This window comes from Pseudonocardia sp. P-1, from assembly GCF_058111925.1.
The window spans coordinates 898,718-917,778 of the sequence record NZ_CM176614.1; the positions used below are offsets into that span (position 1 = coordinate 898,718).

A 19,061-nucleotide genomic window follows, 5' to 3' on the forward strand; every position below is an offset into this window, starting at 1 on the left:
ACGCGTCACATCGTGTGGACTCACCGGCATGTGGATCGAAGAGATCGGGAACCGGTCGTGAGGGGCGCCGAGGCGCTGGTCGGGTCGCTCACCGCGGCCGGGGTCGACGTGTGCTTCATGAACCCGGGGACCTCGGAGATGCACTTCGTGCAGGCGCTCGACGCGGTGCCGGAGATGCGCGGGGTGCTGGCCCTGTTCGAGGGCGTCGCAACCGGTGCCGCCGACGCCTACGCGCGCATCGCCGGGAAGCCGGCGGCGGTGCTGCTGCACCTCGGGCCGGGGCTGGGCAACGGGCTGGCGAACCTGCACAACGCGCGCCGGGCCGGGACGCCGCTGCTGTGCGTGGTCGGCGGGCACGCGACCGACCACGTCCGCTTCGACGCGCCGCTGGAGTCCGACATCACCGCGGTGGCGCGGACCGTGTCCGGGTGGGTGCACACCAGCGGCGACGTCCGCGACGTCGCCGCCGACGCGATGCGCGCCCTCGCCGCGACCGGCGAGCGCGGCGGGCAGGTCGCGACGCTGGTGCTGCCGGCCGACGTGTCCTGGTCGGAGGGCGCGTCGCCCGCCCCGCCGCTGCCGGCCGCCGGGCCGTTCCCCCCGGACCCCTCGCGGATCGCCGCGGCCGCCGACGCCGTCCGCGCGCCCGGTGCGACGCTGCTGCTGGGCGGACCCGCCCTGAGCGCCGCGGGGGTCGACGCCGCCGGGCGGATCGCCGCGGCCACCGGGGCCCGGCTGCTCGTGGAGACCTTCCCCCGGTGCTGGGAGACCGGCGCCGGCCGGACCCGCATCGACAAGCTCGCCTACTTCGCCGAGCAGGCGATCGCGCAGCTGGACGGCACGTCGTCGCTGGTGCTGGCCGGGGCGCGGTCGCCGGTGTCGTTCTTCGGCTACCCGGGCGTGCCCGGGGACCTGGTGCCCGAGGGGGCCGCCGTGGTGGGGCTGGCCGACCCGGCCACCGACGCGACGGCCGCGCTGGAGGCGCTCGCCGACGCCGTCGCCGGCGACGCGGCCCCCGCGCTCGCCCCGCACGAGGCGCCGGAGCCCGCACCGGGGGCGCTCGACGTGCGGGGGCTGTGCGCCGCCGTCGCCGCGACGCTGCCGCAGGACGCGATCGTGGTCGACGAGGCGCTGACGGCGGCGGCGTCGCTGGCGATGTCGTTGCAGACCGCGCCGCGACACACCCAGATCGCGCTGACCGGTGGCGCGATCGGGATGGGGCTGCCCGCCGCGGTGGGTGCCGCGGTCGCCGCGCCGGACCGTCCGGTGGTGGCGGTGCAGGCCGACGGCAGCGCGCTCTACACCGCCCAGGCGCTGTGGACGATGGCCCGCGAGCGGCTCGACGTCACCGTGGTGCTGATCAACAACGCGGCGTACTCGATCCTGCGGGTGGAGCTGGCCCGCACGGGGGCCGGGGAGGCGGCGCACTCCGGGCGGGCGGGCCGGATGCTGGACCTGTCCGACCCGACGCCGGACTTCACCGCACTCGCGACCGGGCTCGGGGTGCCCGCCGAGCGGGTCACCACCACCGAGGGCCTGCTCGACGCGCTGCGGAGGGCACAGGCCGAGCCGGGCCCGCACCTGGTCGAGGCGATCGTCCCCGCCCTGGGCTGAGCCCCCTCGTCCGGAGGGCGCAGCCGGACGCCGCACGGGCCCGCGGTGCGCCGCACAGGTTCTTCCCTGTGCGGCGCACCCGGAGCCCGTGCGGCGCGGCGTCAGAGGGACAGCAGGCGGTCGAAGAACTCGCGGTAGCGGGTGAGCGCCTGGCGCAGGTCCTCGGTCGAGGCGTCGTCGCGGGAGAACTGGGCCTCCAGGTCGTCGCGCTGACGACGGAACAGCGACTCCATCTCGTCGAGGATCTCCCCCACCAGCGCGTTCGCCCCGTGGACGGCGCGGCGGGGCTCGTCGACGAACTCGCCCTTCAGCGTCGACCAGCGGTCCTGGTACTCGCGGGCCCGGTCGGCCGGGAGCAGCGACGAGCCGCCGGTGGCGGGGTCGGTCGCCGCCGGGTCGGCCCCGGGTCCGGTCGCGCCGCTCCGCGGGTCACCGGGGTCGCGCAGGTCGTCGTGCCCGCGGCCGGGTGTCGCGTCGTGGTGACGGCCGCCGGGCGCGCCGTCCTCCCGAACCGGTGCGCCACGGGTGGTCGCCGCGGCGGCCACGCCGGCCGCGGTCCCGCCTGCGGCCGCGGCGGTCCCGGCACCGCCCGCGGAGCCGGGCGCCGCGTCGTGGGGCGGTGCGCCCGTCCCCGGTGCGACGTTCCCGACACCGCCGCCGGGCGGGACCCCGCCCGCGTCGGCCGGTCCGCGGCCGCCCGCCGCCGCGGGGTCGCCGAGGCTGTCGCGCCGTCCGGCTGGGCCGGCGTCGCGCGGGTCGGCACCCGGTGCGCCCGGGCCACCGTGGGGGTCGCCGCCGGGCAGGTGCCCGCCACGGGGGTCGGCACCACGCGGGTCCCCGCCCCGTACGTCCGCGCCGCGCGGGTCGCCACCGCGCAGGTCGCCGCCCCGCGGGTCCCCGCCTCGGAGGTCCCCGCCGCGCGGGTCGCCGTCCCGGGGGTCCACGCCGCGGGGCCCACCGGCACCCGGGTCGGTGCCGAGCGGGCCGGCGCCGCGGGGGTCACCGGCCCGCGGGTCCCCGCCGGGGTCACCGGCACGTGCGGCCCGCGGGTCCCCGCCGGCCGCACGGTCCTCGGCCAGTCGTCCACCGGGGGCGTCGCCCGGCCCGGCCCCGGGGCCCGCCAGCGGCGGGGCGTCCGGGTCGCCGTGGCGCCGGCCCGGGACGCCCGCGTCCTGCTCGGCCGTGCCCGCCGCCTCACGGCGCTCCCAGCCTGCGTCGCGCTCGTCCTCGCTGCGGCCGGTGAAGGCGTCCTTGATCGAGTCGGCCAGTCGGGCCGCCTTGCTGCTGCCCTGGTGCTCGCTCATGCCGTGGTCTCCCGTCGGGTGTCCTGGTCCGGTCCGCCCTGGCGGTGGCGGCCGTCGTTCTCGGGACGGCCACCGGAACCGGTGCCGTCGCCGTCGTCGAGCAGGGCGTCGATCAGCGCGCGGTAGCTCGTGACCGCGTGCCGGAGGTCCTCGGTCCCGGCTCGCCCGGCGGAGTGCTCACGGGAGATGGCCCGCGCCTCGCGGTAGCGCTGCGTGACGACCGGGTAGGCGACGGACAGGTCCTCCTCACGGCGGTCGACGTCCTCGGCGGGGTATCCGCGGGCCGCCATGACGTCGGCGACCAGCGCGTCGGCGTCGTGCACCGCCCGGGACGGGTCGTCGACGAACCCCTCCTGCACCTGCTGCCACCGGCGGCGGTAGCCGTCGCGCTCCTGCGGGTCGAGGGATCGCAAGGTCAGCGCGTCGTGGCGCTTGCGGCGCTGCGCGAGTTCCTTCTCCGCGTCGCGGGGGTCGTCCGCGTCGCGCACGGTGCGCTCGTACTCGGGTCCGAACTGGTCCCGGAGCTCGGCGGAGCGACGACGGCGCAGCATCGTCGCGGCGGCCACGGCGAGTACGGCGACGACGATCACCACCACGGCGACGACGATGATCGTTGTGATGTCGGTCATAGCGCGGGATACCCGATCGCGCGAGCCGGAAACACGGAGCGTGGTTGTTGATCACGAATGGTGATCACTGAATCGACTTGACCTGCACCGGGGTTCAGGGAGCAGGGTGGCGCCGTGGTCGAGGCGCGGACGGACGGGACGGGGGTCTGGTCCCACGGGCGCGCCCCGACCACCGTCGGCATCCTGCTGCTGATCAGCCTGACCGCGTTCGAGGCGATGGGCGTCGGGACCGCGATGCCCGCGGTCGTCGCCGACCTGGGCGGGGTCGCCCGCTACGCCTGGCCGTTCGTGCTGTTCCTGGCCGCGGCGGTCCTCGGCACCGTCGCCGGCGGCCGCTGGTGCGACGTCCGGGGCCCGCGGGTGCCGCTCGTCGCCGCGCCGGTCCTGTTCGGGGCGGGCCTGCTGGTCGCCGGGTTCGCGACGACGATGACCGGGCTGCTCGCCGGCCGGGTCCTGCAGGGACTGGGCGCGGGGGCCCAGGGCGTCGCGGTGTACGTGCTCGTCGCCGAGGTGTACCCCACGCGGGCGCGCCCGGTGGTGTTCGGGCTGATCTCCTCGGCGTGGGTGCTGCCCGCGCTCGTCGGTCCCCCGCTGGCCGGGCTGGTGACCGAGCACCTGTCCTGGCACTGGGTCTTCCTGGGACTGCTGCCGGTGGTGGGGCTGGCCCTGGTACTGGTCACCCCGGTGGTGCGCGTCCTGCGACCGCCCGCCGGACCGGCGGTGGGCGGCCACGGGGCGGGCCTGGTCCCCGCGGCGCTCGGTGCCGCGGTCGGCGTCGCCGGGCTGAGCTGGGCGCTGGAGAACCTCGACCCCGGCGGCGCGGTGGCCGGCGTCGTCGCCGTCGCGGCGCTGGTGCCCTCGCTGCGCAGGCTGCTGCCCCGCGGGACCGTCCTCGCGCGCCCGGGCATCGCCGCGGTCGTCGCGGCCCGCGGCCTGGTCGCCGCGGCGTTCTTCCCGGTCGTGTCGTTCCTGCCGCTGGTGCTCACCGCGACGCACGGCTGGTCGCCGACCGCCGCCGGGACGCCGCTGATCGTCGCCTCGCTGGGATGGTCGGCGGCGGCCGCCTGGCAGGCCCGCCGGCCCGGCAGCGACCGCTCGGTGATGCTGCGCGCGGGGTTCGCGACGACCGCCGCGGGCCAGCTCGCACTGGTCCCGGTCGCCGCGGGACTGCTGCCGGGCCGGCTCGCCGTCGGGTTCTGGGGCGTGTCGGGGCTCGGGATGGGTGTGGCGTTCTCCGCGATCGCCTACCTGCCCCTCGCCCACTCCGACGCCCACGACGTCGGCTCGCGCTCCTCGGCGGCCCAGCTGCTCGACCAGCTGGCGACGGCGGCGTTCGTCGGCCTGGGCGGCGCGCTGCTGGTGGCGCTGGGGTCACCGGCCGTCGCGCTGCCGGTGCTGCTGGTCGTGGTCGCGGTGCCCGCGGTCGCCGGTGCACTGACCGCGTCGCGGACGCGGGTACCGGGGCCCTGAGCCTCAGATCCCGGACGGGCGGGCGAGCAGCTCGGCCACGGCGGCGTCGATGAAGGCCGTGTCGACCGGGTTCCTCCCGCCGCCGGCGAAGTGGCCCCACACCCCGGGGATGACCCGCAGCTCGGTGCCGGCCCGCATGTGCGACACCGCCCAGGCCTCGTCCTCGGGCGGGAAGTACAGGTCCTTCTCCGCGGGCATGACGATCGCCGTCGCCCGGATCGAGGCCAGTGCCTCCTCGGTCGAGCCGGCGCCCGGGGTCGCGCCGACATCGCCGTGCCACCAGGTGTCGAGCATGGTCAGCAGGTTGTTCGGGTCACGACCGTCGAGGAAGAAGCCCTCCCAGAAGTCGACGACGAAGTCCTCCAGCGAGGTGTTGCCCAGCCGTCGCCACTCCTCCTGCAGGTAGAACGCCTGGGAGAAGCCCCAGCCGGCGTAGATCCGGGCGAACGCGCGCAGCCCCTGCGCCGGCGGGACCGTGTAGCGGCCGCCGTCGAACCCCACCGCGGCCATGAGCGCGGCACGCAGCGAGTCGAGGAACACCTGGTTGTGCGGCGCGGTCCGCGGCGACCCGCAGAACGGCAGGATGCGCTGCACCATCTCGGGGTGGCTGACCGCCCACTGGTAGGTCTGGCCCGCGCCCATCGACCACCCGAGCACCAGCGGCAGCGTGCTGATCCCGAAGCGCTCGGTGACGAGCCTGTACTGGGCCTCGACGTTGTCGCGCACCCGGACCGGTGGGAACGACGGGCCGTCGTGCGGCACCGGGGCGTTCGACGGCGAGGTGGACAGCCCGTTGCCCAGCATGTTCGGCACGATGACGAACCAGCGGTCCGGGTCGAGCGCCATCCCCTCACCGATCAGCCACTCGTTGTCCCAGTGCCGTCCGGAGTACCAGGTCGGGTAGACGATCGCGTTGTCCTTCGCCGCGTTCAGCTCGCCGTAGGTGCGGTAGGCGATCCGGGCCGGGCGCAGCGTCCGCCCGCAGTCGAGCGTGAGGTCGTCGATCTCGAAGACCTCGTAGGGCTCGTCGCGGCCGTAGCGGGGCCGGGCGATGGGCTCGGGCACGGGGATCCTCCGGGAGCGGCGACGGTCGACAGATGGTTTCCCAGGAAATATGTTCCTGGGAAACCATCGGTGTCAAGGCCGGAGGGTCCCGCGGCTCAGCCGTCTCCCTCGATGTCGCCCTCGGACTCCAGGTAGGCCTGGCGCAGCGCGTCCAGCGTCGCGGACTCCGGGCTCTCCCAGAGACCACGGTCGACGGCCTCCAGCAGCCGCTCGGCCATGCCGTGCAGCGCCCACGGGTTGGACTCGGCGAGGAACTTCCGGTTGTCCGGGTCCAGCACGTACTCAGCGGTCAGCGTCTCGTACTGCCAGTCCGCGATGACGCCGGTGGTGGCGTCCCAGCCGAACAGGTAGTCGACGGTCGCGGCCATCTCGAACGCGCCCTTGTAGCCGTGCCGGCGCATCGCGGCGATCCAGCGCGGGTTGACCACGCGGGCACGGAAGACCCGGGCGGTCTCCTCGTGCAGGCTGCGGGTACGCACCGCCTCCGGACGGGTCGAGTCCCCGACGTAGGCGGCCGGCGCGGTACCGGTCAGCGCGCGCACCGTGGCGACCATGCCGCCGTGGTACTGGTAGTAGTCGTCGGAGTCGGCGATGTCGTGCTCGCGGGTGTCGATGTTCTTCGCCGCCACCGCGATCCGCCGGTAGGCGTTCTCCATGTCGTCCCGGGCGGGGACGCCGTCGAGGCCGCGGCCGTAGGCGTAGCCGCCCCAGGTGGAGTAGACCTCGGCGAGGTCGGCGTCACCGCGCCAGTCACGGGAGTCGACGAGCTGCAGCAGCCCGGCGCCGTAGGTGCCCGGCTTGGAGCCGAAGATCCGGGTGCGGGCGCGACGGTCGTCGCCGGTGCGCTCGCGGTCGGCGTCGACATGGGCGCGGACGTAGTTCTGCTCCGGGGTCTCGTCGAGCTCGGAGACCAGCTTCACCGCGTCGTCGAGCAGGGCCAGGACGTGCGGGAACGCGTCGCGGAAGAAACCGGAGATGCGGACCGTGACGTCGACGCGCGGGCGGCCGAGCTCCGCGAGGTCGATGACCTCCAGGCTGCGCACGCGACGGCTCGCGTCGTCCCACACCGGGCGGACGCCGAGCAGGGCGAACACCTCGGCGACGTCGTCGCCGGAGGTCCGCATCGCGCTGGTCCCCCACACCGACAGGCCGACGCTGCGCGGGTACTCGCCGTGGTCGGCCCGGTAGCGCTCGACCAGCGACTCGGCCATCGCCTGCCCGGTCTCCCAGGCCAGCTTCGACGGGACCGCCTTGGGGTCGACGGAGTAGAAGTTCCGCCCGGTCGGGAGCACGTTGACCAGCCCGCGCAGCGGCGAGCCGGACGGGCCGGCCGGGATGAACCCGCCGTCGAGGGCGTGCAGCACCCGGTCCAGCTCGTGCGCGGTGGCGTCGAGCCGGGGCACGACCTCGTCGGCGGCGAAGCGCAGCACGGCCGCGACCGCGTCCACGTCGACGCCCGGGAGCCCCCCACCGGTGCCCCCAGGGGAACTTTCGTGGCTTAGAGCGCTACGAGAGTTCCCCTGGGGGCCACCGGGGACGGGGGCCAGGTGCTCGGCGACCACCGCGGGGACGGCGGAGGGGTCCCAGGAGCGGGCCTCCATCGCCGAGCACAGGGCACGGGCGACGGTCTCGACGGCGTCGGTGCGGGCGTTGGACTCCGAGCCGTCCTCGGTCAGGCCGAGCGCCTGGCGCAGGCCCGGGACGGACTGCTCGCCGCCCCACATCTGCCGGGCGCGCAGCACCGCGAGCACCAGGTCGACGCGCCGCTCCCCCGCCGGTGCCTGGGCCAGCACGTGCAGGCCGTCGCGGATCTGGACGTCCTTGATCTCGCACAGCCAGCCGTCGACGTGCATCAGCATGTCGTCGAAGACGTCCTCGTCGGGACGCTGCTCCAGGCCCAGGTCCTGATGCATCTGGGCCGCGGTCATCAGCGTCCAGATCTGCTGGCGGATCGCGGGCAGCTTCGCCGGGTCGAGCGCGGAGATGTTCGCGTGCTCGTCGAGCAGCTGTTCCAGCCGGGCGATGTCGCCGTAGGACTCGGCGCGCGCCATCGGCGGGATGAGGTGGTCGACCAGGGTGGCGTGCGCCCGGCGCTTGGCCTGGGTGCCCTCCCCCGGGTCGTTGACGAGGAACGGGTAGACCAGCGGCAGGTCGCCGAGGACGGCGTCGGTGCCGCAGGAGGCCGACATGCCCAGCGTCTTGCCGGGCAGCCACTCCAGGTTGCCGTGCTTGCCGATGTGCACGATCGCGTGCGCGCCGAACCCGCCCTCGGACTCGGGCGCGGCCAGCCAGCGGTAGGCACCGAGGTAGTGGTGCGACGGCGGCAGGTCCGGGTCGTGGTAGATCGCGACCGGGTTCTCCCCGAACCCGCGGGGCGGCTGCACGATCAGCGTGACGTTGCCGCGGCGCAGAGCCGCGACGACGATGTCGCCGTCCGGGTTCTGCGAGCGGTCGACGTAGTGCTCGCCCGGCGCCTCGCCCCAGTGCTCCTCGACGCCGGACCGGAAGTCCTCGGGCAGCGTGTCGAACCAGCTGCGGTACGTCGCGGCGGAGATCCGCACCGGGTTGCCGGCCAGCTTCTCCTCGGTCAGCCAGTCCGGGTCCTGCCCGCCGGCCTCGATCAGGGCGTGCATGAGCGCGTCGCCGTCGCCGGCCTCGACGCCCGGGAACGCCGCCTCGCCCTCGGTGGCGACCGCGTAGCCCGCCGCGGCCATCGTCCGCAGCAGCGCCACCGTCGACGCCGGGGTGTCCAGCCCGACCGCGTTGCCGATCCGCGCGTGCTTGGTCGGGTACGCCGACAGCATCAGCACGATCTTCTTGTCCGCGTTCGGGACACGGCGCAGCGTCGCGTGCTTCACCGCGATCCCGGCGACCCGGGCGGCCCGCTCGTCGTCGGGGACGTAGACCGACAGGCCGTCGGCGTCGGTCTCCTTGAACGAGAACGGGACGGTGATCAGCCGGCCGTCGAACTCCGGCACGGCGACCTGGGTGGCGACGTCGAGCGGGGACATCCCGTCGTCGTTGGCCTCCCAGGTGGCGCGGGAGCTGGTCAGGCACAGGCCCTGCAGGATCGGGACGTCGAGCGCGGCCAGCTCGGTGACGTCCCACTCCTCGTCCTCGCCGCCGGCCTGGGCGCCTGCGGGCTTGGTGCCGCCCGCGGCGAGCACGGTGACGACCATGGCGTCGGCCTCGCGCAGCCGCTCCAGCAGCGCGGCCGGGGCCTGGCGCAGCGACGCGCACCAGATCGGCAGCGCGCGGGCGCCCTTCGCCGCGATCTGCTCGCAGAGCGCCTCGATGTAGCGGGTGTTCCCGGCCAGGAACTGGGCGCGGTAGAACAGCACCGCCACCGTCGGTCCGTCGACCTCCGTGCCGGGCAGGGACAGCTCGCCCCACTCGGGCAGCTCCACCGGCGGCGCGAACCCCTCGCCGGTGAGCAGCACCGTGTCGGACAGGAACGCGTGCAGCTGCGCCAGGTTCTCGGTGCCGCCCTGCGCCAGGTAGGTGTGGGCCTCGGCCGCGACGCCCGCGGGCACCGAGGACAGCTCCATCATCTCCGCGTCCGGGGCCATCTCCCCGCCCAGGCAGACCAGCGGCGTCGCGCGGGCCCGCAGCAGGTCCAGCCCCTCCTCGAAGTAGCGGTACCCGCCGAGGACGCGGACGACGACGACGTCGGCCGCGTCGGCCATCTCCGCCAGCTCGTCGTGGGTGACCCGGTTCGGGTTCGCGAGCCGGTAGTCCGCGCCCGAGGACCGGGCCGAGAGGAGGTCGGTGTCCGAGGTGGACAGCAGCAGGATCACCGGACGGCTCCGGGGGCGGCGTGGGCGCGCGTCATCGACGTACCTTCCTCGGGATCCTCGTCCCGGGTGGGGTGGCGCGGCGAACGGGCGCAGTGTCTGGCTCCCCCTCGCCGGGGCGAGGGGTCACAGTGGCGGGACCGCGCCGGACTCGCACCGGCTTCCTGGGGTTCCGCTCGCCGTCTTCGGTTGTCGTGAGTCACCATCGGTGGCGCCACCGGGTCACGTCAAGGAGCGCTCGACCAGGGTGGTGATCCGCACGTGCGACGGCGTGGCGGGGGCCGAGCCGAAGCCGAACCGGACCGGCGGGACGACCGCGGCCAGCCCGCCGCAGTCGCCGTCGTCCCAGCGGGCCCAGGCGGCGGCGACCCTGTGCAGGTCGCGGGCCCCGTAGTACTCGCGCCGGCCGCCGCCGGCACTGCCGACGGTCCGTACCCCGGGCACGGCCCTGCGGGCGATCGGGTCGATCACCCGCAACCACCAGGGGTGCACCGCGAGCGGTCCCGGGACCGCGCGCAGCAGCCTGCCGAGCAGCGGGCGGCCGCCGATCCGCCAGCTCACCTCCAGCGGGCCCGCCACGACCCGTCGCCGGTCGTCGTCGACGGTGTGGGTCACCGGCACGACCCGGACCTCGTCGAAGGTGTAGGTGGCCGAGACGAACTCCGCGACCTCCTCGCTCGGGGCGAGCAGGGTGCGGTGCCCGTCGGCGGACTCGGTCATGACGTCGGTGAACGACCCCAGCGGGGTGTCCGGCCAGTGGCCGACCACGATCCGTCTGCCCGAGGTCGTGCCCAGCCCGCAGATCCAGCCGTCGAAGCGGTCCAGGACGGGGGATCCGGCGGTGGGCACCCCGCCATCAGAGCCGATCGGCGCCGTTCCCGCCCGGGGAGACCCCGTCCGTACCGGCCCGTCCGAGGTCACGGGCCTGCAGGGCGAGCCACAGCTCGTGGCGGTCCTGGGCCGCGGACAGGCGTCGTCCGCTGACCTGCTCGGCCGCGGTGATCCGGTTCCGCACGGTGTGCCGGTGCACGCCCAGCGCGGTCGCCGTCGCCTCCCAGTGGCCGTTGTGCTCGACGAACGCCGCCACCGCGCGCAGCAGCGCGGGGCCGTGCGGGTCGGCGTCGCACGGGCCGAGGACGGCGTCGGCGAATCCGCCGAGCCGCGCGTGGCCGAGCAGGGCGAGCAGCATCCGGGCTGGTTGCGATCGTCGCGGCCCGCTCGCAACCCGCCCCGTCGACGACGGCGTCCGCACCGGCTGGGACCGGCGGGTGGGCGCCGCCGGGGGCCGGGACTGAGGGACCCGGGCGGCGGCGCCCGGGCCGTCAGCCCAGCCGGGCGCCGTCCGCGGCGAACAGGTGGGTACGCGCCGGGTCCGGTGCCAGGTGCACCCCGGTGCCCCGCGCCGGGGGCCGGCGCCCGTCCACCCGGGCGACCATCGGGTGCTCGACGCCGTCGAGGCGGGTGCGGCCGTAGACGTAGGCGTCCGCGCCGAGCTCCTCGACCAGGTCGATCTCCAGGGGGATGCCGTCGTCGGCGAGGTGCAGGTCCTCGGGGCGGACCCCGAGGGTGACCGTGTCCCCCGCCCCGCGCGGCACGGCGACGTCGACACCGCCCAGCCGGACGCCGTCCGCGGTCACCGGCAGGCTCAGCAGGTTCATCGCGGGCGAGCCGATGAACCCGGCGACGAAGGCGTTGGCCGGGCGGGCGTAGAGCTCGCCGGGGGCGGCGCACTGCTGCAGCAGACCGTCCTTGAGCACGGCCACCCGGTCACCCATCGTCATGGTCGTGGGTGACGTAGACGGTGGTGACCCCGAGCCGGCGCTGCAGCGAGGCGATCTGGGTGCGGGTCTGCACGCGCAGCTTGGCGTCGAGGTTGGACAGGGGCTCGTCCATCAGGAACACCTGCGGCTGGCGGACGATCGCGCGTCCCATCGCGACACGCTGGCGCTGCCCGCCCGACAGCGCCTTGGGCTTGCGCTCGAGGTAGGCCTCCAGGTCGAGGATGCGCGCGGCCTCGGCGACCCGGTGGGCGATCTCGGCCTTCGCGGTCCCCGCCATCCGCAGCGCGAAGCCCATGTTCTCGGCGACCGACATGTGCGGGTAGAGGGCGTAGTTCTGGAACACCATCGCGGTGTCGCGTTCCTTGGGGGCGACGCCGGTGACGTCGCGCTCGCCGATGCGGATGCGGCCGCCGTCGACGTCCTCCAGACCGGCGAGCATCCGCAGCGAGGTGGTCTTGCCGCAGCCCGACGGCCCGACCAGCACGAGGAACTCGCCATCGGCGATCTCGAGGTCCAGGGCGTCGACGGCGGCCCGGGTCGACCCGGGGTAGCGCCGCGTCACCGCGTCGTAGGTCACGCCGGCCATGGTGGTGGTCCTTCCGGTGGGGGATCGGGCTCGCGGTACAGCGGCGGCCTGCGGTCGCGCAGGACGTGGTTGTGCGCGGTGAGGCGCTTGTCGCGGGCGGCGGCCGGGTCGAGCGTGGCCAGCAGCACGCCGGGCTCCCCCGGCGGCGGACCGCCGGGCCCGGCGAGCAGGTCCCCGTCGGCGCCTGCGATCACCGGCGCCCCGAACCAGGCGACCCCGCGCTCGGTGCCGCAGCGGTCCGCGGCCACCACGTGCACCCGGTACGCCCCGGCGACGGCGCGCACCTTCGCCACCTCCAGCGGGTGCTGCCCGCCGGGGGTCGGGCGCCACGGCCAGTTCACCGGCGCGGCGACGATCTCGGCGCCGTCCTGCGCGGCCCGGCGCACCCACTCGGGGAACTCCAGGTCGTAGCAGACCATCGGGGCGATCCGCCCGGCCGCGGTCGCGACCACCGGGGGTGCGGCGTCGCCGGGGGTGAACAGCGTGTGCTCGCGGTCCCAGAGGTGGACCTTGCGGTAGACCGCGCGGCGCACCCCGTTCTCGACGAGGACGGCGCTGTTGTACACGCGGCCGTCGTCGCCGAGCTCGGCGAACCCGGCGACGACGACGCAGCGCAGCTCCGCCGACAGGGCCGCGAAGCGGGCGATGGTGGGACCGTCGGCGGGTTCGGCGGCGGCCAGCGCCTCGGCGGCGTCGGCGAAGGCGTAGCCGCAGACGGTGAGCTCCGGCAGGACGACGAGCCGGGCCCCGCCGGCGACCGCCTCGCGCACCGCGCGCTCGGCGACCGCCGGGTCCGGGGCGTCGATCCGCGCCGGGATCCGGCACGCCGCCACCGTCACCGCACCGGCGGCACCCGGCACCACCGGTCCGGGCGCCGCCCCCGTCGGCCCCGTGGGTCCCGTCCGCGGCATCGGCCCGTCCTCAGTCGTCCTCGGCCGCGAACGCCAGCACGGCGGCCGGGGCGAGGTAGCCGTCGGCGTCGAGGACCCGGCCCCGGTCACGGGCACCGGCCACGACCTCGGGCGCCCACTGGTGCCGGACCCGGCCGTCGCCGCCGGTGACGACCAGCAGCTCACCGGTGCCGGGGGTGGCGGTCCGGCCGCCGTCGGCGTCGAGCGCGGTCATCGACCGCCAGGCGCCGGGCGGCACCGACAGGGTGTCCCGCGGGCCGAGCTCGACGGTGCGCGCGTCGTCGCCGGTGTTGAGGGTGACCGCCCAGTGCCCGGCCTTCACCGTCAGCACCTGGGTCGCGTCGTGCCGGTGGGTGAGCACGCCGTCCCCGGGCAGGGCGCGCAGCCACGCCAGCGCGAACCCGTGCGGGTCGAGCAGCCGCGGTGCCGCGGCCCGGCTCTCCGCGGTGCCCCAGCCGATGACCGGGGCGAGCTCGGCGCCACCGCCGGGCAGCCGCGAGCACAGGTAGGGCTCGGCGACCCACGGCCGGTCGGCGGCGTGCACCACGCGGCCGCGGAACTGCTCGGCGGTGTAGACGTCGAGCCGGTCGATCTCGGCCTGGTCCATCGGCCGGATCAGCGCGACGTCCTCGGGCAGCGGGTCCCCGGCGACGGTGTCGATGAGCCGGTTGTCCGCGGTGAGCCGGCCAGGAGCAGAGCCAGCACCGTCACGACGGCGGTGGTGATCCGGTGGGGGCGCACCGCACCATGAGAACCCACCCGTGTGGGCGGGGCCACTCCACCCGTCGTGGTGACCCGGCGGTGTGGCTGCTTGCCCCGGCCCATCCGGCTGTCGAGAGTCCCCGCCGTGCCCCGTGTCCTGTCCGTCCTGTTCGCCGCGGTGCTCGGCTGCGCCGTCCTGCCCGCGGCCGCCCTGCCCGCGGCCGCCGACGGACCGGGGCGCACGTTCGTCGCCGTGTCGGTCGCGACCGTGTGGACCTCACCGGACAGCCCGCGCCCGCGGGACCGGGCCGCCGTCGCCGCCCCGGCCGACCCGGCCGCGTGGATGGGGTCGATGAGCAGCGCGGACCGCCGCGAGCTCACCACCGCCTCGCGGACCCAGACCCAGGCGCTGCTCGGCGCCCCGGTGACCGTGACCGAGCGCCGCGACGGGTGGGCGCGGGTCGTCGTGCCCGGCCAGCCGTCGGGCAAGGACGGCCGCGGCTACCCCGGCTGGGTCCCCGCGGCCCAGCTCGTCGACGACCCCGCGTTCGGCGCGCTCGCCGCGGGGGCGCCCACCGGCACCGTCGACGGGGTCGCGACGGCCTGGCTGTACCGCGACCCGGCACGCACCGAACGGCTGCGCGAGGTCAGCGTGGGCACCCGGCTGCCGGTCGTCGGCGAGGCGGGCGACGCGGTCCGGGTCGCGCTGCCCGGCGGCGACCAGGCGTGGCTGGCGGCGGGTGAGCTGCGCGGAGGGGCCCCGCCCTCCCCGACCGGGGAGGGTCTGGTCACGACGGCGCGGCTGTTCCTGGACCGTCCCTACCTGTGGGGCGGGCGTTCCGGGTTCGGCCCGGACTGCTCGGGGCTGACCGGGCTGACCTACGCCCTGCACGGCATCACCGTCGGGCGGGACGCCTCCGACCAGTCCCGCGGCGGGCGCCCGGTCGACGACCCCGCCGACCTGCGTCCCGGTGACCTGCTGTTCTGGAACTCCCCGGCGACGCACGTCGCGATGTACGCCGGCGACGGCACGATGATCGAGGCCTTCGACGCGGCCACCCCGGTCCGGGTGACCCCGGTGCGGTTCGACGCGGCCTACTCCGGTGCCCGCCGGTACCTGCCGTGACCTGAACACCTGACGAGGTGTGACCGCCGCCCCGGGCGGGTCCCCCCACCGGTCGTGGATGCCTACAGTGTCCGGCGTGCCGTCGCCGACCACCCGTACCCGCGCCGACGCCTGCCCCGGCGTCGTGTCGCCGCACGCGGCGGCGGACGGGGCCCTGGCGCGGGTCCGGCTGCCCGGCGGGACGGTCACCGCGGCGGCGCTGCGTGCGGTCGCGGCGCTGGCCCGCGACGCCGGCGACGGCGCCGTCCACCTGACCTCGCGCGGGAACCTGCAGCTGCGCGGCCTCGACCCGGCCGACCCGCGCCCGGTGGAGCGGCTGACGGCGGCCGGGCTGCTGCCGTCGAGGACCCACGAGCGGGTCCGCAACGTGCTGGCCTCCCCCTGTCGGGGATCGACGGCGGCCTCGCCGACGTCCGCGGCCTGGCCACCGTGCTCGACCGCGGCCTGTGCGGGCGCCCCACGCTGTCGGCGCTGCCCGGCCGGTTCCTGTTCGCCCTCGACGACGGCCGCGGTGACGTCGCCGCCGAGCGCCCCGACCTGTGCTGGCGGGCGCGGGGCTCCGACGGGGGCGAGCTCGTCGTGGCGGGCGAGCCGACCGGCCTCTCCTGTCCCCCCGCCGAGGCCCCCGTGCTGCTGCTCGACGCGGCCGCGGCGTTCCTCGACCTGCGGGCCGCACACAGCGCCGACCCGGCCGCGCGGGCCTGGCGCGCCGCGGAGCTGCCCGGAGCCGCGACCGGGATCGCGGCCCGGCTCTCCGGCCGCAGGACGACGCCCGCGCCGGGACCCGGAGCCCGGTCCGCGGGCGACACCGGTGGTCGATCGGCACGTTCCCGCCGCGCGGAGGGCGGGAACGTGCTCGTCGGCGTGTCCGACGGCGGAGCACTGGGCGTCGCGCCCCTGCTCGGGCAGCTCTCGGCCGCGCAGCTCGACGTGCTCGCCGATGAGGCCCCGGGGCTGCTGGTCACCCCGTGGCGCACCCTCGTGCTGCCCACCCCGGCAGCCGGTGCCGCCGACCGGCTGGCCGGGGCGGGACTCGTCGTCGACCCAGGGCACCCCGCGCTGCGGGTGAGCGCCTGCGCCGGGTCGCCGGGCTGCGCGAAGTCCCTGGCCGACGTGCGTGCCCATGCGCTCGACCTGATCGGCCGAGGCGGCCCGCGGACGGGCGCGGGGCCGGACATGCTGCACGTCGTCGGCTGCGCCCGCCGCTGCGGCGCCCCGCACACCGCGCACCGCGACGCCGTGGCCACCGGGCCGGGCACCTACGTCATCGACGGACACACGATCACGACCGAGGAGCTCCGCTGAGCGGGTACGACTACATCACCGACGGCAACGAGATCTACCGCCGCTCGTTCGCGACGATCCGCGCGGAGACCGACCTCTCCGGGCTCCCGCCCGGCGTCGACGACATCGCCGTCCGCATGATCCACGCCTGCGGCCAGGTCGACCTCGTCGACGACATCGCCGCCTCCGACGGCGTCGTCGCGGCCGCACGCGCCGCGCTGCGGGCCGGTGCCCCGATCCTGTGCGACGCGATGATGGTCGCCTCCGGGGTGACCGCCGCCCGGCTGCCCGCGGACAACGAGGTGCTCTGCCTGCTGCGCGACGCCCGGGTGCCCGACCACGCGCGCCGGATCGGCAACACCCGGTCCGCGGCCGCGCTGGAGCTGCTCGCCGACCGCTTCGAGGGCGCGGTGCTCGCGATCGGGAACGCCCCGACCGCGCTGTTCCACGTGCTGGACCTCATCGACCGCGGCGACGCACCCCGCCCGGCCGCGATCATCGGCATCCCGGTGGGGTTCATCGGCGCCGCCGAGTCCAAGGCCGCCCTCGCCGAGCGGACCGACCTGGAGCACCTCGTCGTCCACGGCCGGCGTGGCGGGTCGGCGATCACCGCGGCGGCGCTGAACGCGTTGGCCCACGAGCAGGAGATCATCGCGTGAACGAGCGTGCGAGTGCCGCGCAGCAGCACGGCGTGACCGGCACCCTCTACGGCGTCGGCCTCGGTCCGGGCGACCCCGAGCTGACCACGATCAAGGCCGCCCGGCTCGTCCGCGACGCCGACGTGATCGCCTACCACTCGGCCCGGCACGGCCGCTCCATCGCGCGCCGGATCGCCGAACCGCACCTGTCGGGCACCGCGATCGAGGAGGCGCTGGTCTACCCGGTCACCACCGAGGCCACCGACCACCCCGGCGGCTACCAGGGTGCGATCGACGCGTTCTACACCGAGGCCGCCGCCCGGCTCGCCGCGCACCTCGACGCGGGCCGCGACGTCGTACTGCTCGCCGAGGGCGACCCGCTCTTCTACGGCTCCTACATGCACATGCACAAGAGGCTGGCCGGGCGCTACCCGACCGAGGTCGTCCCGGGGGTCACCTCGATCAGCGGCGCCGCCGCGGCGATCGGGCAGCCGCTGGTGGAGCGCGACGAGGTGCTCACCGTGCTGCCGGGCACGCTGCCCCGCGAGGAGCTCGCGAGGCGGCTCGCGGGCACCGACTCGGCGGCGGTGATGAAGCTCGGGCGCACCTTCACCACGGTCCGCGGGGCGATGGCCGACGCCGGCGTGCTCGACCGGGCCCGCTACGTCGAACGGGCCACGATGGAGGGCCAGCGGACCGGCTCGCTGTCCGACGTGGACCCCTCGGACGTGCCCTACTTCGCGATCGCCCTGGTCCCCGGTGAGGTCGCCGCCTCGGTGCCCGAGGAGGCCGTCGCGTCCGTCGTGGAGCCCGGAGGTGCGGCGGCCGAGGAGCGGTCGGTGCGCGGGCCGGGTGAGGTCGTCGTGGTCGGGACCGGTCCCGCCGGGCGGGACTGGCTGACCCCGCAGGTCGCCCGCGCCCTGTCGGAGGTGGACGACCTCGTCGGCTACGGCCCCTACCTGGACCGGGTGCCGCCGAACCCGCGCCAGGCCCGGCACGCCTCGGACAACAAGGTCGAGTCCGAGCGGGCGGCGCACGCGCTGGACCTGGCCGCGTCGGGGCGGCGGGTCGCCGTCGTCTCCGCCGGGGACCCGGGGGTGTTCGCGATGGCGACCGCGGTGCTGGAGGTGGCGGCGGAGCCGAAGTACCACGACGTCCCGGTCCGGGTGCTGCCCGGCATGTCCGCGGCGCAGGCCGTGGCGGCCGCCGTCGGTGCCCCGCTGGGGCACGACCACGCCCTGATCTCGTTGTCCGACCGGCTCAAGCCGTGGGACGTGGTCGCGGACCGGCTGCGTGCCGTGGCCGCGGCGGACCTGGCGATCGCGATCTACAACCCACGCTCGAGGGCCCGGCCGTGGCAGGTCGGCGCGGCCCGTGACGTGCTGCTGGAGCACCGTGCACCGGGGACCCCGGTGGTGCTGGGCCGCGACGTCGGCGGCGCCGGGCAGCGGATCGTCGTCACCACGCTGGGCCAACTGGACCCGGAGCAGGTCGACATGCGCACCCTGGTGGTGGTCGGCTCGTCGACGACCCGGGCGGTCGAGCGCGGCGGCACGACCGTCGTGTTCACGCCCCGGCACTACGGCCCCGGCGGCACGACGACCGACTGACCACATCCGCCGGTTGTCGACATCCTGACGGATGCCGGTTCCGCGCTAGCGTCACGCCGTGCAACTGCAGGTGCGGCGCTTCGGCCCCGACGACTGGGAGCCGGCCCGCGCAGCCCGGCTCGCCTCGATACGGGACGGCTTCGGTGAGGACAGCGACTTCTACCGCGAGCAGGCCTCCATGGAACCGGCCGCCTGGCGGGCGGTCCTGGCCGAGCACGTCCGCTTCGGCGCCTTCGACGGCGACCGGCCGGTCGGCACCGCCTGCTGGCGGACCGGTGACGACGGCGACGGGCAGCTCTACGGCATGTGGGTCCATCCCGACGCGCGCGGGACCGGGCTGGCCGACGCGCTCGTCGACGCCGTCGTCGCGGCCGCGCGCGAGCTCGGCTCGGCCACCCTGTCGCTGAAGGTCGAGCCGGGCAACGCCCGGGCGATCGCCTTCTACCTCCGCACCGGGTTCGTCGCCGACGGCGACCCCGGTCCGGGGCTGGTCGTCATGACCCGACCGGTCTGACCGCGTCGGCGGGCCCCGGCAGGGCCGTCAGCC

At 76.1% G+C, this 19,061-nt stretch carries 15 protein-coding genes, 2 pseudogenes and 1 riboswitch; of the genes and pseudogenes, 8 read left to right on the top strand and 9 right to left on the bottom strand.

The features are described 5' to 3' along the window. Positions 1 to 57 precede the first annotated feature (57 nt). Positions 58 to 1,614: an acetolactate synthase large subunit gene (locus tag AC0GKK_RS04230; RefSeq protein ID WP_482637286.1), complete on the top strand. Its 1,557-nt coding sequence runs from the start codon at positions 58 to 60 to the stop codon at positions 1,612 to 1,614. 101 nt (positions 1,615 to 1,715) lie between these two features. Here the strand turns inward: AC0GKK_RS04230 and AC0GKK_RS04235 are convergent, their stop codons facing one another. Beyond that, on the bottom strand, positions 1,716 to 2,918 hold the full coding sequence (locus AC0GKK_RS04235; protein ID WP_489883209.1) for a hypothetical protein: 1,203 nt from the start codon (positions 2,916 to 2,918) through the stop codon (positions 1,716 to 1,718). Further along, positions 2,915 to 3,547, bottom strand: coding sequence for a hypothetical protein (locus tag AC0GKK_RS04240; protein ID WP_251786388.1), 633 nt, complete (start codon positions 3,545 to 3,547; stop codon positions 2,915 to 2,917). The genes AC0GKK_RS04235 and AC0GKK_RS04240 overlap by 4 nt, the downstream gene beginning before the upstream one ends. Before the next feature lie 114 nt (positions 3,548 to 3,661). Here AC0GKK_RS04240 and AC0GKK_RS04245 point away from each other — a divergent pair, with 114 nt between their 5' ends. Next, on the top strand, positions 3,662 to 5,017 hold the full coding sequence (locus tag AC0GKK_RS04245) for an MFS transporter (RefSeq protein WP_489883210.1): 1,356 nt from the start codon (positions 3,662 to 3,664) through the stop codon (positions 5,015 to 5,017). Between the two features lie 3 nt (positions 5,018 to 5,020). Here the strand turns inward: AC0GKK_RS04245 and AC0GKK_RS04250 are convergent, their stop codons facing one another. The 7 genes and pseudogenes from AC0GKK_RS04250 to AC0GKK_RS04280 form a co-directional block, all read right to left on the bottom strand. Continuing rightward, positions 5,021 to 6,082, bottom strand: coding sequence for an alpha/beta fold hydrolase (locus AC0GKK_RS04250; protein ID WP_489883211.1), 1,062 nt, complete (start codon positions 6,080 to 6,082; stop codon positions 5,021 to 5,023). A 95-nt stretch (positions 6,083 to 6,177) separates the two neighbouring features. Further along, positions 6,178 to 9,879 (bottom strand): cobaltochelatase subunit CobN, encoded by a 3,702-nt coding sequence (gene cobN / locus AC0GKK_RS04255; protein ID WP_489883212.1) that lies wholly within the window; start codon positions 9,877 to 9,879, stop codon positions 6,178 to 6,180. A gap of 90 nt (positions 9,880 to 9,969) precedes the next feature. Beyond that, positions 9,970 to 10,043: riboswitch (cobalamin riboswitch) on the bottom strand. Between the two features lie 55 nt (positions 10,044 to 10,098). Next, positions 10,099 to 10,725: a hypothetical protein gene (locus AC0GKK_RS04260; protein WP_251786381.1), complete on the bottom strand. Its 627-nt coding sequence runs from the start codon at positions 10,723 to 10,725 to the stop codon at positions 10,099 to 10,101. Between the two features lie 7 nt (positions 10,726 to 10,732). Then, positions 10,733 to 11,065: a PucR family transcriptional regulator gene (locus AC0GKK_RS04265; protein WP_482637280.1), complete on the bottom strand. Its 333-nt coding sequence runs from the start codon at positions 11,063 to 11,065 to the stop codon at positions 10,733 to 10,735. Positions 11,066 to 11,198: 133 nt separating this feature from the next. Beyond that, positions 11,199 to 12,243 (bottom strand): annotated as a pseudogene (locus tag AC0GKK_RS04270) (ABC transporter ATP-binding protein). Further along, on the bottom strand, positions 12,231 to 13,154 hold the full coding sequence (locus AC0GKK_RS04275; RefSeq protein WP_476654468.1) for a nitrilase-related carbon-nitrogen hydrolase: 924 nt from the start codon (positions 13,152 to 13,154) through the stop codon (positions 12,231 to 12,233). Before AC0GKK_RS04275 ends, AC0GKK_RS04270 begins: the two are co-directional and overlap by 13 nt. 10 nt (positions 13,155 to 13,164) lie before the next feature. Next, positions 13,165 to 13,761 carry a cupin domain-containing protein gene (locus tag AC0GKK_RS04280; protein ID WP_405417678.1) on the bottom strand — a complete coding sequence of 199 codons (597 nt, stop codon included), beginning with the start codon at positions 13,759 to 13,761 and terminating at the stop codon, positions 13,165 to 13,167. A 240-nt stretch (positions 13,762 to 14,001) separates the two neighbouring features. On the opposite strand from AC0GKK_RS04280, the gene AC0GKK_RS04285 reads away from it, so the two are divergent. The 6 genes and pseudogenes from AC0GKK_RS04285 to AC0GKK_RS04310 all read left to right on the top strand — a co-directional run bounded on the left by AC0GKK_RS04285 (position 14,002) and on the right by AC0GKK_RS04310 (position 19,028). Continuing rightward, positions 14,002 to 14,982, top strand: a complete 981-nt coding sequence (locus tag AC0GKK_RS04285; RefSeq protein ID WP_405417679.1) for a C40 family peptidase — start codon at positions 14,002 to 14,004, stop codon at positions 14,980 to 14,982. 58 nt (positions 14,983 to 15,040) lie between these two features. Next, positions 15,041 to 15,238, top strand: a pseudogene (locus AC0GKK_RS04290) (hypothetical protein); the annotation flags it as partial. A gap of 173 nt (positions 15,239 to 15,411) precedes the next feature. Then, the gene (locus AC0GKK_RS04295) at positions 15,412 to 16,287 is read left to right on the top strand and encodes a hypothetical protein (RefSeq protein WP_489883213.1); all 876 of its coding nucleotides are present in this window, start codon (positions 15,412 to 15,414) and stop codon (positions 16,285 to 16,287) included. Next, positions 16,284 to 16,925, top strand: a complete 642-nt coding sequence (locus AC0GKK_RS04300) for a precorrin-8X methylmutase (RefSeq protein WP_062404674.1) — start codon at positions 16,284 to 16,286, stop codon at positions 16,923 to 16,925. Before AC0GKK_RS04295 ends, AC0GKK_RS04300 begins: the two co-directional genes overlap by 4 nt. Before the next feature lie 32 nt (positions 16,926 to 16,957). Continuing rightward, on the top strand, positions 16,958 to 18,514 hold the full coding sequence (locus AC0GKK_RS04305) for a precorrin-2 C(20)-methyltransferase (protein WP_476654856.1): 1,557 nt from the start codon (positions 16,958 to 16,960) through the stop codon (positions 18,512 to 18,514). Positions 18,515 to 18,572: 58 nt separating this feature from the next. Continuing rightward, positions 18,573 to 19,028 (top strand): GNAT family N-acetyltransferase, encoded by a 456-nt coding sequence (locus tag AC0GKK_RS04310; protein WP_251786332.1) that lies wholly within the window; start codon positions 18,573 to 18,575, stop codon positions 19,026 to 19,028. The last annotated feature ends 33 nt before the right edge of the window (positions 19,029 to 19,061 follow it).